This is a genomic window from Candidatus Villigracilis vicinus (genome assembly GCF_016702885.1).
Lineage (GTDB): Bacteria > Chloroflexota > Anaerolineae > Anaerolineales > Villigracilaceae > Villigracilis > Villigracilis vicinus.
Genome location: NZ_JADJDD010000008.1, coordinates 32,459 through 45,861, shown reverse-complemented (window position 1 = coordinate 45,861; position 13,403 = coordinate 32,459). Strand labels below are relative to the sequence as shown.

Genomic DNA, 13,403 nt, shown 5'->3' with positions numbered 1-13,403 from the left:
AAACCTTATCCAATCGTTTTGCATTTCACACAGCGGCATGATTCACGCATCCGATTTTCTACACCTCCCCTACACTCCCGACCTGACAGAGGCAGGTATTGCATACGCATTGCGTTCGCTGGCATATTCCTACGAACGCGAGGGCAGGTCACCCTATGGACGTCTGCGCCGTTTGGTTGCAAATGTATCCGTGGAACTGGCCTTCCGGCGCCACCTTAGTCAGGAAAATACTCCTTTTGATATCAAAGCCTCCACTCCATTTACAGATCACGAACGGTTCGATGTGGTTTTGAATGGGCATCGCTGCGATATCAAGACATTTCTTATTTCACACCGTGAGCAGATCAAAGGCATTCGCCAAAACCCAGCCATATTGATGGACGCCCCCGCGCTGGTGCCATCCGATTCACACGCAGGTGATGGACACTCCTATGACGATATCTACCTCTTTGCCTTCATGACCGGGCTGGTCGCCGCCTCGCAAGCCGATCTGCAAAAAGCGCTCGCAAAGAGGCAACCGCACTACCTCGTTCACGTCATGCCAATGCAATGGCGCAAACCATTGCACTGGAAACCGCTTGGAACATTGGTCTTAAAATCAGAATCAGCGGAGGAACTGATCGTCGAAGTGAACGGTCAGGATGAGGCGCGGGAAATGAAGCGCAAGGTTGTCAGCCTCGCGCCGGGGGTGAAGGCAAAGGTCAACGAGTCGTTCTATTCCATTACTTCGCTGCATGTCCAACGGATGCCTGAAGCACGCGTAGGCATTCATGGTGAAGGCATCAGTCAAACACACGTGATCACCCCGCACGATTGGGCGAATATCTGGGTCTACGGCATGGACATATTTATGACAGGGTATGCCAGCTACGAAGAAATGAGTCAACGAGCAACCCTGCTCCAGCCAGGTTCAAAGACATTCCAATACGAACGCACTCATGTAAAGAACCTCGCCCTGCCGGTTTCCAAATTGAAGTCAATAAAAAAATTACTGACTTCAATCAAGTAAGTCACGCTTGCGCGTATCTCCTTTTCATGTACCTCATAGCAAAGTAGGGTAAGATTATCTTGAATATGGAATCCGCAAACGAACCTACTGCCACCAAAGAACCGACGATCGCCCGCAGACAAAAACCGCGCGGCACGAACCCGTTCTTATCCACGCTCGGCATCGCTCTCTTGATCGCAACGCTCTTCACCGCATGGACTCCAACCAGCTTTTTCGCCAGCAATCTGGAAGAGCAACTTCGCACCCTGCTCACGCCTCAAGCCAACGCGCAGAACGGACCCCTGACCCCAATACCGCAAGTTCGCATTGGGATCGTGGCTGGGCACATGGGCAACGACTCCGGTGCGGTCTGCCTCGACGAGAACGGACTGCCGACACTGACCGAAGCGGATGTCAACCTTTCGATCGCAACGCTGGTGCAGCGCAGCCTCACCGAACGCGGCTATCAAGTGGACTTGCTCAATGAGTTCGATACCCGCCTGAATGGGTATCGCGCGGCAGCGGTCGTTTCCATACATAATGACTCATGCGATTACATCAACGATGAAGCGACCGGCTTCAAAGTGGCGGCATCGCTCGAAACGCGGGATGTCAATCGCGCCCAACGCCTGACCGCCTGCCTGACTGACCGTTATCAACATATGACCGGGCTTGATTTCCATGCCAACAGCATCACGCCTGATATGACCCAATACCATGCCTTCTCTGAAATCGACCCGAACACCATCACAGCCATCATCGAAACCGGTTTTCTATATCTCGACCAGAACATTCTCACCAAACAGACCGATGTTGTGGCAGAAGGCGTGACACAGGGCATTCTTTGCTTTATTAACAACGAGAGCGTCCTACCGACCTCCCTTCCCCTGCCGACGATCCAGCCATGAGTCCGCGCGTTATCGGCTTCCTCCTCGCAGTGACCATCATGCTGCTCGGTGCAGTCGCATGGACGGTCACCTCGTCGCAAGCGCTTGGTTCGGTTACACCCGTTACGCCTACATACGCCAAAGCATTCGCCGTTGCCGAGCTTGCAAAGCCAACATACACCCCATCCCCTACTGCCACAATCGCCCCTACAGAAACTCCAACGAATACGCCAGAAGCAGTTGCAGAAGCCGTGATCGTAGATTCGCCGATTCGAGCCATGGCAGCCGAGTCACAGGCAGAGGTGCCGGTCAACTATAGTGGCGGGAAATATATCCTCGTGGATATTTCTGAACAACATATGTATGTATATGAAGGCGATCTATTGGTGTATAGCTTTATCGCTTCAACAGGCATGAATAATGCCACCCGCACCGGTACATTCAGTGTGCTGGATAAAATTCCCAACGCCTATGGTGCCACCTGGGATCTTTGGATGCCCAACTGGTTGGGCATCTATTGGGCAGGCAGCCTGGAAAACGGGATCCACGCCTTGCCGATCCTTTCGAACGGCGCCACGCTTTGGTCGGGCTTTTTAGGCAGCCCGATCTCGTACGGGTGTGTTGTGTTGGACACCTTCGATGCGCAAGTATTGTATGAGTGGGCAGAGGTGGGTGTTCCTGTGGAAATTCAATGGTGAAAACAAGGGCTTTTTGTTTATAATCCTATTAGACGTGTTCGCTTGAAATTATTTATTCGTTGATGCTGTAAAAGGTGCCTCCATGAACAATCGCTCCACAACCTCACAATCACCAGCGCAATCCGGTGGAAAACCAGCCAAAGGTCCGGCACAGAAGCGAAATCTTCTCCTCCCCATTTTATTGATCATTACCGGATGCGCCGTTTTCATGTTCGCAGCATGGTCGGCGGTCCGTTCTCCTGTATTGGCATCGATTCTTAATCGCGGGTCAAGCAGTACACAGCTTCAGCAAGTGGCGCCGGGACAATCATACGCGCAGGTATATATCGCCAAGCCAACTTACACCCCTATTGCCGCTGAACCAGTGGCACAACAAGTTCAACCGGTGCAACCCGTTGCCACGGTCACACCCATCACTCAAGCGGAAGCGGTTATTGCACCTCAGACTGATGCTCCTGCAACGGAAGCTGCCGCGGCGGTTTTACCAGCTGCCACAGAAGTGGTTGCAAATGCTGAAGTTGGCGCAGTGGTCGTGGAAGCAGCCATCATCCCAGATACGCCCACGGCTGAGTATGTCGCTCCGCCTACAGCGGTTGCGTATGTTCCGCCCGTAAGCGCAAGCACAGGCGGCAGCGGAGGCGTGCATTGGTTCGATGTTGACCTTTCTGACCAGCGTATGTATGCCTATGAAGGTGATACTCTGGTCAATTCTTTCGTCGTCTCCACCGGCACATGGCAAACCCCCACAGTGACGGGCAAGTTCAAAGTATGGGTCAAGCTTCGCTCCGCACCCATGTCTGGACCCGGTTATTATCTGCCTGATGTTCCCTATGTGATGTACTTCTACGGCGATTACGGTATTCACGGAACCTACTGGCATAACAATTTTGGCGTGCCTATGAGTCATGGCTGTGTCAACTTGAGCATCCCAGATGCCGAGTGGGCGTACAACTTCGCCTCCGTCGGCACAGTGGTGAACGTACACGATTAAGAGAGTCCCCATCCACAGTTCTATCGGCAAAGATGGACGTCTGATCTATTGTTCTGAAATGAAAAATTTATCACGAAGAGACTTTATAAAATTGAGCGGGCTGGGTCTGGCAAGTCTTATGGCGCCCTCGCTCAATTTTGATATAGATGACCCGTTCGACCTGCAGCAAGGGCGTGTCACCGTCCGCACGGTTTGGGTGCATGAAACCCCAACCACCGAAGCCCCAAAGACAAAACTACTGCAACGCGACTCGGTCTTCGACATCACCAACACTGCCATCAGTGAAGAGACCATCACAGACAACCGCATCTGGTATCAGGTCGGGAACGAAGGCTACGTTCATTCAAGCAACATCCAGCCGGTGCGCACCTTGTTGAGTCAACCGTATGTAGATAACATTCCACGCGAAGGCTTGCTCGCTGAGGTCAGCGTCCCCTATAGCGATGCCTTCACAGAACCCGGCACAGAATCTGAAGTGGGCTACCGTATCTATTATGAAACGACCCATTGGGTCAAAGCTTTGGTGGCAGGCACAACCGATGGGCAACCCTGGTATCAGATCCGCGACGACAAATGGGACAAGCTCTACTACGTCCGCGCCGAGCACTTGCGCATTCTTACTCCTGACGAACTAATGCCTATTTCACCTGAAGTTCCCGCAGAAAATAAAAAGATCATTGTGCGCCTTGAGCAGCAGCTTGTCACCGCCTACGAAATGGATATTCCCGTGTTCAGTGTGCCAGTTTCTACAGGCGCCAGACTCCGCAGTGGAACCTATACCACCCCCAAGGGCAAGTTCATCACATCCTACAAACGCCCATCCCGCCACATGGCAGCCGGAGATATCGCCGCCAGCGGTTTCGACCTGCCCGGAGTGCCGTGGGTGCAATACATCACCAAGAGCGGCATCTCCTTCCACGGCACGTTCTGGCACAACGATTATGGGCGTCCGCGCTCACACGGCTGCATCAATATGAACTGCGCCGCCGCAAAATGGCTTTACCTTTGGTCTTCACCCGATGTTCCGCTCAATAAGGAATTTTCCTACGGGCACACAGGCACCAAGGTCGAGATCATTGCATAGTAGTACCAAAGAGATATTTTCTTATCCCCCTCTCAACCTTTATATTTACAATCGAATTATGAGCATCTTCCAACTTTCCCGCCGCGACTTCCTCAAGCTCACCGCCTCTGGCGCGCTCGGGCTTGTTCTCTCCGAATTAGGCGTCGACCGCGCCTTCGCCGCCCCTCCCACCTCAAAAGGACTCGCCCTGTTCAGCGGCGTCGCCATTATGGACGCACCCTTTGCAAACGCGAATCAGGTTGAAGCCATCGGCAAAGACCAGGTATTCGACCTGCTCGGCGAAGTGCAGGGCGATTACCTCAGCAACGTCAACAACGCCACATGGTATGTTGTCAATGGCGGTTATGTGCATTCCGGTCCCGTTCTGCCTGTGGAAACGAACTATCAAAAACCCGTCTACACGCTCGCAGCTGAAGGACAGCTGGCGGAAGTCTGCGCGCCATACAGCCTGACCTATCGCTCCCCATTCTCAAACTCAAACAACGCTCACCGCCTGTACTACGAATCGACCCATTGGGTAAAAAAGGTGATCGTAGACCGAGACGAGAAAAGTGTCTGGTACGAGATCTTTGACAAGGAATTAAAAAAATCCTTCTACGTCCCATCTTATAACCTGCGCCTCATCCCGAACGATGAACTGACCCAGCTCTCTCCAGAAGTGCCCAACGAAGAAAAACTCCTTCACGTAGACCTTGTCTCGCAAGTTGTAACCGCCTTCGAGGGGCAAAAAATGGTGCTCTCGGTGCGCTGCGCCAGCGGTCAACGTGGAACGGACACGCCCAAGGGACAATGGCGTACCTATCATAAGGGTCCCTCCATTCACATGACCAACCGGGGCGATGCTGTGGCAAATATCTATAATCTGGCTGGCGTTCCATGGACTTCATTCTTCACGGGGTCTGGGCATGCCTTTCATGGCACCTACTGGCATAACGACTACGGACGCCGTCGCAGCAACGGCTGTATTAACCTGCCATCCAGCGTCGCTAAATGGGTCTACCGTTGGACGAGCCCGGTCGTCCCTGCCAATGTGGATTATCTACACCAACCCGATCAGGGCACAAATGTGATCATCGAGTGATCGAGCACTCGCCGCTTAATCTTTTCCACACTTTAATACAAAAGGAAACCAAATGAACCCTATCTTTCAGTCCAACCAGTATTTGCTCAAACGCCAGGTCTTCGCCTTGGCTGGAAAATTCCGTGTCTTCGACACCAGCGGGAAACTGCTGCTCTTCAGCGAACAGAAAATGTTCAAACTGCGTGAAGATATCCGCGTCTATGCCGATGAAACCAAAACACAGGAAGTGCTGGCGATCAAAGCCCGCCAGATCGTGGATTTCTCCGCTGCTTACGATGTGGTCGACAGTGCCACCGGTCAGAAAATCGGCGCCATGCGCCGCAAAGGACTTGCTTCCATCTTGAGAGATGAGTGGGAAGTGCTTGATGTGAATGATGCCGTGCTTGGAAAACTATTTGAAGACAGCATGGGGCTGGCTCTCTTGCGCCGCTTCCTGACCAACCTCGTACCTCAAAACTATGACATGTTCTTTGGCGAAACCCGCGTGGCGGATTACAAGCAAAATTTCAATCCCTTTACCTATGAATTGAACATCGACTTCAACATGGACACTGCCCGTCAGCTCGACCGTCGCCTGGGCATCGCAGCTGGTATTCTGCTCGCCGCGGTCGAAGGCAGACAACAGTAATAAATCGTAGGGGCGACTCGCGAGTCGCCCCTACAGGAATTAAATCATGCCCAACACTCCCCTTTTCACTGGTCTTATTGTGGATGAAAATGAAAAACCTGTTGCTTCGGGTTTTATCGGCAGTGAACCTGCCTACGTGGTGGATGATGACGGCTTCAAACGCCACATCCCATCTGAACAGGTGGATCGCGCAGTACTAAACCAGATGGCAGAGTTGATGAAGGGCAGCGAAGATCTGCTCTCTGAACAAACCGCCAAAATGCTTGGGCAGGATGACCCCTTCTCGAAAGCGATGATCGAACAACAGTTGAAGAACATCGACAAGCAATTCGACGCCGTCATGCAAACTGGCTTCCCTGAAGAGATGCGAACCTACTTGGGGATGATGGGATTCAAAGTGGTCATCAACTATCACGGCGAAGTGATCCGGGTGGAACAACCAGGAAGCGCAAGTAACGATAATGACGAATAAAAAGAGGCGGTCACCATGAAGGTGACCGCCTCTTTATTTAAGTCTTTTCCACAACCCAAAAATGAGACAAGCCCAATATCTTCAGTGGTGTCGCTTCTGCAAATTGCAGCACGGCACGGATGATCTTCCCGAAGGCACCAGTTCTGGCAATGATGTTATCGTACGCACCAAAGATGATCGTCCGTTCGATGAATTTGACGGGCAGCCCCGTAAATAAATTTTGCATATCGCGGCGGGAATAGACACGTACATGCGGGGCGAGTTTATCTCTCCAAACACGCGGCAGATAATTTACCAAAGGTTTATTCCCAAAATAATACTTCCCATTCCAAAAAATACCGTGCGTCTCCACCGGGTAGCCTCGGTTCGGACAAAAGATGACAGCCCGTCCACCCACTTTCATCACGCGTACCATTTCGCGGACAGCCAAACGATCATCCTGAACGTGTTCGATCACTTCGTGGCTGAGGATCAGGTCAAACGTCGCAGAAGGAAGTGGCAGGAATTCACCAGCCGCATTGATAATTTTTTCGGAATTGACTTTGGCATCGCGGGCGCGCTCAAAATCAAATTCCAATCCGGTGACCGTTGCTCCAAGTTCAGCCATCTTTTCAACGTACATGCCCACGCCGCAGCCATTCTCCAGTACGTTGCCTTGCATGCGTTCCCCGGCAAATTTTGCGATCATGTTCAAACGGCGTTTTTGTCCATCACGCCATACATACGAAGGTTCTCCGCGCAGGGCGGCTTTTTGCATGTCTCTTTCAGTCATGGCGGCGATTATACCTTGCGATTGTAGGTCATGCTTGCTTGCCCGCGAAGGGGCTGCGTGACAGTCTCATTAGAAACATGACCTACAAGTCCCTTCAAGACTCCTCCTTGCACACGCAAGACCTTTATGCTAGAATTCAAAACGTAAGGACAACCCCATAAAGACGAAGTCACCGAGAAGTGGGTAGCCCCCACTTCTTCGCTTTATATTAAAGGAGCTTTGGAGCAGGTACGATGGCTAAGAATGATTTTGCGTTGGCATTCAACGAAGTGCTGGAAGAAAAACAACTCGCCAAGGATGTTGTCATCTCGGCAATTGAGTCGGCGATGGTTTCCGCCTATCGGCGCGCTGTGGGCGCCTCCACGGCTCAGCACGTGGAATCCAAACTGGACCCCGAAACGGGGATCGTTACCGTCTACGCCGAGAAGGAAGTGGTGGAAGACAGCGTTGTAGATGAACGCACCGAGGTGCTGATCGAAGAAGCACGCAAGGTGAACCCCGATTGCCAGCCCGGCGACATGGTGGTTGTGGAAAGCACCCCGGCAGATTTCGGGCGTGTGGCTGCTCAAACGGCACGCCAGGTCATCCAACAGCGCATCCGTGAGGCAGAACGCTCGAACCAGATGGAGTATTACCAGCGCCAGGAAGGCGAAATCGTCTCCGGCTTGGTACAGGCGATCAACGCGCAGGGCATCACCATCGGCTTGGAAATGAAAGCCGAAGGTACCATGCCGAACAACCAGCGCATCCCCGGCGAAAAACTGAAGCTGCACGACCGCGTCCGTGCGGTGGTGATCGAAGTGAAGGACGGCACCCGCGGTCCGCAGATCATCCTCTCGCGCGCGCATCGTAACTTCCTGCGCCGTTTAATGGAAAACGAAGTGCCTGAGATCTATCACGGCATTGTCGAGATCCGCGCGATCGCGCGTGAGCCAGGTGCCCGCGCCAAGGTGGCAGTCTCTGCCACACAAGCAGGGATCGACCCCGTCGGCGCTTGCGTAGGCATGAAGGGTGTCCGTATTCAAGCCATCGTCAAAGAATTGCATGACGAGAAGATCGACATCATTTTATGGGATGCCGACCCGGTCGCTTATATTTCCAAAGCCATCAGCCCGGCGCGTGTCACCGGCGTGTATCTCACTGAAGAAGAACGCACCGCCACAGTCGTTGTAGGTGAAGATCAGTTGAGCCTTGCCATTGGGCGCGATGGGCAGAACGCCCGCCTCGCCGCAAAACTGACGGGCTGGCGCATCGACATCAAGTCACTGTCTGAGGCTGCAGGTGACGCCCTCTCCAAATTGAACGGCGATCCTGAATTGCAGAACATGCTCAAACCTGCCGTGGAAGTTGCCCCGCAGGTGGAGGAAATTCTCGCCAAGAAAGCCGAGAACCGCCCCATCACGCCGGAAGAGTTCCATGTACTCGAAGGCTTTGTGGATCGTGTTGAACGCCGCATGATCCTTGCCAAGGAAGAAGCTACGCGCGAAGAGGATGAACGCATTGCCGCCGCGCGCGCCGACATCCCTGTGGCTGCGTTCAGCACACCTCTCGATCAGATCACCGATCTCAAGGAACATATTTTCAACATCCTCACCGAAGCTGGGTATGAAACTGCAGGTCAGTTAATGTTCGATATGAAGACCGATGCAAACAAAGTGCTCGGACTGGCAGGAATCGGCGGCAAAGCCCTTACCAATATCGAAGAAAGTCTTGCGGCTCTGACCTTCCCCGAACCTGTTGCTGAACCCAAGGCTGAAGAAGCCCCTGCGGCTGTTGTCGCAGAGGTGGCAGAGTCGGCTCCAGTGATCGAAGTGCCTGCCGTGGAAAAAGCAGCCGAAAAGAAGAAAGAATCGAAGCGCGCCGCTGAAGAACAGGAAGAGGATGGCGAAGTCTCCAAGGACGGCGTCTCACTCGATGAGTTGTTCTCGATCAAGCCCGAAATGTTCCAGGCTCCTGAAGGTACCGAAGACGAGTCTGACGACAAGAAGAAGGGCAAGAAGGTCAAGAAAAAAGGCGTGGCGCTCGAGTTCGATGAAAGTCTGGGCGAAGTTGTCTCCCGCAAGAAGCACAAACGCGGCGAGGGCGGCGACGACGAAGCGTGGTAGTTAATGAATCCCTCCTCCTTGTGAGGAGGGGAGTTGAATGGACGTGGTAAAGAAACCTGTACAACGCGTGAAGCATATCCCTCAACGTACCTGCGTCGGTTGCCGGGAAGTCCTGTCGAAACGACAGCTGTTGAGAATCGTCCGCACTGCTGAAGGCGTGCGGGTGGATCCCACCGGCAAACTGGCAGGGCGCGGCGCCTACTTGCACGATAAACGATCTTGCTGGGTGCGCGGGTTGAAAGGCGCACTGGCTCACGCGTTGAAAGCAGAATTTACAAATGAAGACCGCGTCCGGTTGGAAGAATTTATGAACTCTCTGCCCCTCGAAGCAGAGACCAACGGTTAAGTCATGTGAACGAATAAGCCACTCGCCCACAGGCTACCCCGTGACATCAAGCGAACCAAGACATGTTTTGAGATTTAAGGAGGTGGCTTATGAGCAACAATGGAAATAAGATCGAATTACCCGCCAGTATCGTGGTACGTGACCTGGCTCAAAAGATCGAAAAAAGCCCGATCGACCTGATCAAAAAATTAATGACCAATGGTGTCATGGCGACCATTAACCAATCGGTGGATTACGACACTGCCGCGATCGTGGTTGCCGAGTACGGATTCGAAGCCGTACAAGAAGTTACGGAAGACGAATCGAAGGAAGATGCTGGCGAAGTGCCCATGTGGCGCCAGATGATCGCCGGTGAAGACAAGTCGCAATTAAAAGGACGCCCGCCGGTCGTTACCATCCTTGGTCACGTTGATCATGGCAAGACCAGTTTATTGGATGCCATTCGTTCTACAGACGTCGCTGCGGGGGAGGCAGGCGGCATTACCCAGCACATCGGTGCATATCAAGTTGAAATGAAGGGACGCCTCATCACCTTCCTCGATACTCCAGGACATGCCGCGTTCACACAAATGCGCGCTCGCGGCGCCCAGGGTGCAGACATCGTCATTCTCGTGGTCGCTGCTGATGACGGCGTGATGCCCCAAACCCGTGAAGCGATCGCACATGCCAAGGCAGCCCGTGTGCCGATCGTCGTGGCATTGAACAAGATCGATAAACCCAACGCCAACCCAGACCTTGTCAAACAGCAGCTTGCCGAACTCGAACTCGTTCCCGATGAATGGGGTGGGAATACGATGGTCGTGCCTGTTTCTGCCAAACAGAAAAAAGGCATCGACGACCTACTCGAAGGCGTGTTGCTCGTGGCAGATAGCAATGAAATCAAAGCCAACCCCAACGGCAAAGTGATCGGAACCGTCATCGAAGCCGAATTGGATAAATCGAAGGGTGTGCTGGCGACCTTGCTCGTTCAGAACGGCACGCTCGAATCAGGCGATGTGGTCGTGGCAGGAACTGCTCACGGTAAATTACGCGCCATCAACGATTACAAGGGCAAGCCTGTCAAGAAGGCGGGGCCTTCCACACCGGTAGCTGTCATGGGGCTTAGCGATGTCCCTGCCGCTGGAGATTTGTTCGAAGTCGTCCCGTCTGAAAAAGAAGCGCGCGTTATTGTTGGTGAACGCCTCGAAGTTTTGAAAACACAAGCCCAATCGCGCAAGAAGCTTTCACTCGAAGATATGTTCAGCAGAGTGCAGGCAGGTGAAGTCAAAGAACTTAATCTCATTGTCAAAGCCGATGTTCAGGGTTCGCTCGACCCGATCGTCACTGAATTGAATAAACTGGGTCAGGGCGAGATCGGTCTGAAGATCCTGCATGCTGAAACCGGTAATATCGGCAACAACGACGTAATGCTTGCCGCCGCCTCAAAAGCGATCATGATCGGCTTCAACGTTCAGGCTGATGTGGATGCCCGCCGCATGGCAGAAAAAGAAGGCGTGGATATCCGCTTATACGAGATCATTTATCGCATGACCGAGGATATCGAGAAGGCTCTCAACGGCATGCTCGAACCCGATTATGTGGAAAAGACTCTTGGAAAAGCCACTGTCTTGCAAGTTTTCACCGCCTCCAAGTTCGGACGCGTGGCGGGCTGCCGTGTGATCGAAGGCGAATTAAAACGCGGTGCGAAGGTTCGTCTATATCGCAACTCGGATATCATTTATGAAGGTGACCTTTCCTCCCTGCGTCACGAAAAAGATGATGTAAAAGAGATCCGTCAGGGGTATGAGTGCGGTGTCGGCTTCAAGAACTTTAGCGATATTCAATCCGGCGACACACTCGTCTGCTATATTTTGGAATAAGGGTAATCACGCATACCGTACCGCAAAACCTTATGGTACGGTATGCGTAATTTTTTGAGAAATCATGCCATCTGGAACAAGACTAAAACGAATTGAAGACCGCGTTCAGCAGGAGCTTTCTGCCATGCTGATCCGCGAGGTGAACGACCCGCGCCTGAAACAGATCTTTGTCACCGGCGTTAAGATCGACCGTGAACTCACCCATGCCAACGTGTACGTTTCTGCCATTGAAGGCACAGCCCGCTCAGCAGAAGTTCTGGCGGGGCTTGAATCTGCATCCGGTTTTTTGCGCCGGGAACTCTCTGCCCGCGTGGAAGTACGCGCCTTTCCAAAATTGCGCTTCCATTGGGATCCCACCCCGGAAAATGCAGACCACATCGAAAAACTTCTGGCTGGGTTAAGAAACAAAAAATGACCTTCCCAATCCTTTAGAATGGGAATACGTGGAGAAAACATAGTGAATAATTCGATCTCAGGGGAGATAAAAATCAGACTAGCCGATGCAAAAAAGGTGGTGATCGCATCGCACGTACGACCCGATGGCGATGCCATTGGTTCCCTGCTCGGGCTGGGACTGGCATTACAAGATGCGGGTAAATCCGTCGAAATGGTGCTGGCAGACGGAGCCCCCTCTTCGTTCAAGTTCCTGGAAGGCAGCAATCTGGTTCATAAAGAACCGTCCGGCGGGCATGATACTTTCATCACCGTTGACTGCGCCGATTTCAAACGCACGGGGAAGACCTTTGAAAATTTCGGTCAGCCAGACATCAACATAGACCATCACAAAACCAACGAAAAATTTGGAAAGCTAAATCTCATCGAAGCGGATGAAGTTGCCACTGCGGCGATCCTCACCAAGTATTTACCCGAGTGGGGACTTAGCATCACCAAGCCCGTTGCCGCCGCTTTACTGACCGGCATCCTGACCGATACGCTCGGCTTCCGTACTTCGAACGTCACACCGGATGCGCTGCGTCAGGCGGCGGAATTGATGGAATCAGGCGTGGACTTGCCTGAAATTTATATGCAGTCCTTGGTGCGAAAATCCTTCCCGGCTGCCAAGTATTGGGGGGCAGGGCTTTCCAGCCTCGAAACCAAGAATGGCATTGTCTGGGGAACTCTCAAACTTGAAGATCGAAAGTCTGCCGGCTACGGTGGGAACGATGATGCAGACCTGATCAACATGATCTCTGCCATTGATGGAAATAAAGTTGGAATGGTCTTCGTAGAACAATCCGACAAACACGTAAAGATCTCCTGGCGCGCTTTGCAGCCAGGTATCGATGTATCACCCATAGCCAAACATTTCAATGGCGGAGGACACGCAGCCGCCGCAGGAGCAGATATTGAAGGAACTTTAGCCGATATCCAAAGGGAAGTTTTAAAAATTACGCGTGAGCTTTTAGCTTTGTAAGGATAATAGTTAGTTAAGTAGTACTGCCGAACCACTGTGAATTCAGACATTTATGTCATAATTAAACTGGATATCAAC

At 52.5% G+C, this 13,403-nt stretch carries 14 protein-coding genes; 13 read left to right on the top strand and 1 reads right to left on the bottom strand.

The window, feature by feature from the left end; genetic code table 11:
• The first annotated feature begins 37 nt into the window (after positions 1-37).
• The 8 genes from IPG80_RS08485 (at position 38) to IPG80_RS08450 (ending at position 6,829) form a co-directional block, all read left to right on the top strand.
• On the top strand, positions 38-1,009 hold the full coding sequence (locus tag IPG80_RS08485) for a hypothetical protein (RefSeq protein ID WP_345105170.1): 972 nt from the start codon (positions 38-40) through the stop codon (positions 1,007-1,009).
• A 65-nt stretch (positions 1,010-1,074) separates the two neighbouring features.
• Positions 1,075-1,896 carry an N-acetylmuramoyl-L-alanine amidase gene (locus tag IPG80_RS08480; RefSeq protein WP_345105168.1) on the top strand — a complete coding sequence of 274 codons (822 nt, stop codon included), beginning with the start codon at positions 1,075-1,077 and terminating at the stop codon, positions 1,894-1,896.
• Entirely contained in the window at positions 1,893-2,573 is a 681-nt protein-coding gene (locus IPG80_RS08475) for a L,D-transpeptidase (protein ID WP_345105165.1), read from the top strand. Before IPG80_RS08480 ends, IPG80_RS08475 begins: the two co-directional genes overlap by 4 nt.
• An 82-nt stretch (positions 2,574-2,655) precedes the next feature.
• Positions 2,656-3,564: a L,D-transpeptidase family protein gene (locus IPG80_RS08470; RefSeq protein ID WP_345105163.1), complete on the top strand. Its 909-nt coding sequence runs from the start codon at positions 2,656-2,658 to the stop codon at positions 3,562-3,564.
• Between the two features lie 58 nt (positions 3,565-3,622).
• Positions 3,623-4,648, top strand: a complete 1,026-nt coding sequence (locus tag IPG80_RS08465) for a L,D-transpeptidase (RefSeq protein ID WP_345105161.1) — start codon at positions 3,623-3,625, stop codon at positions 4,646-4,648.
• Positions 4,649-4,706: 58 nt separating this feature from the next.
• Positions 4,707-5,729: a L,D-transpeptidase family protein gene (locus IPG80_RS08460; protein ID WP_345105159.1), complete on the top strand. Its 1,023-nt coding sequence runs from the start codon at positions 4,707-4,709 to the stop codon at positions 5,727-5,729.
• 52 nt (positions 5,730-5,781) lie between these two features.
• Positions 5,782-6,357, top strand: coding sequence for a hypothetical protein (locus IPG80_RS08455; protein ID WP_345105155.1), 576 nt, complete (start codon positions 5,782-5,784; stop codon positions 6,355-6,357).
• A 46-nt stretch (positions 6,358-6,403) separates the two neighbouring features.
• Positions 6,404-6,829, top strand: a complete 426-nt coding sequence (locus IPG80_RS08450) for a hypothetical protein (protein ID WP_345105152.1) — start codon at positions 6,404-6,406, stop codon at positions 6,827-6,829.
• A 37-nt stretch (positions 6,830-6,866) separates the two neighbouring features.
• Here the strand turns inward: IPG80_RS08450 and IPG80_RS08445 are convergent, their stop codons facing one another.
• Entirely contained in the window at positions 6,867-7,601 is a 735-nt protein-coding gene (locus IPG80_RS08445) for a class I SAM-dependent methyltransferase (protein ID WP_345105150.1), read from the bottom strand.
• A gap of 233 nt (positions 7,602-7,834) precedes the next feature.
• Here IPG80_RS08445 and nusA point away from each other — a divergent pair, with 233 nt between their 5' ends.
• The 5 genes from nusA (at position 7,835) to IPG80_RS08420 (ending at position 13,325) form a co-directional block, all read left to right on the top strand.
• Complete coding sequence (nusA, locus tag IPG80_RS08440) at positions 7,835-9,706, top strand: transcription termination factor NusA (RefSeq protein WP_345105148.1); 1,872 nt, start codon at positions 7,835-7,837, stop codon at positions 9,704-9,706.
• Between the two features lie 37 nt (positions 9,707-9,743).
• Positions 9,744-10,052, top strand: a complete 309-nt coding sequence (locus tag IPG80_RS08435) for a YlxR family protein (protein WP_345105145.1) — start codon at positions 9,744-9,746, stop codon at positions 10,050-10,052.
• An 89-nt stretch (positions 10,053-10,141) separates the two neighbouring features.
• Positions 10,142-11,911, top strand: a complete 1,770-nt coding sequence (infB, locus tag IPG80_RS08430) for a translation initiation factor IF-2 (RefSeq protein ID WP_345105142.1) — start codon at positions 10,142-10,144, stop codon at positions 11,909-11,911.
• 64 nt (positions 11,912-11,975) lie between these two features.
• Positions 11,976-12,326 carry a 30S ribosome-binding factor RbfA gene (gene rbfA, locus IPG80_RS08425; RefSeq protein WP_345105140.1) on the top strand — a complete coding sequence of 117 codons (351 nt, stop codon included), beginning with the start codon at positions 11,976-11,978 and terminating at the stop codon, positions 12,324-12,326.
• A gap of 42 nt (positions 12,327-12,368) precedes the next feature.
• Positions 12,369-13,325, top strand: a complete 957-nt coding sequence (locus IPG80_RS08420; RefSeq protein WP_345105137.1) for a DHH family phosphoesterase — start codon at positions 12,369-12,371, stop codon at positions 13,323-13,325.
• Positions 13,326-13,403: the final 78 nt, after the last annotated feature.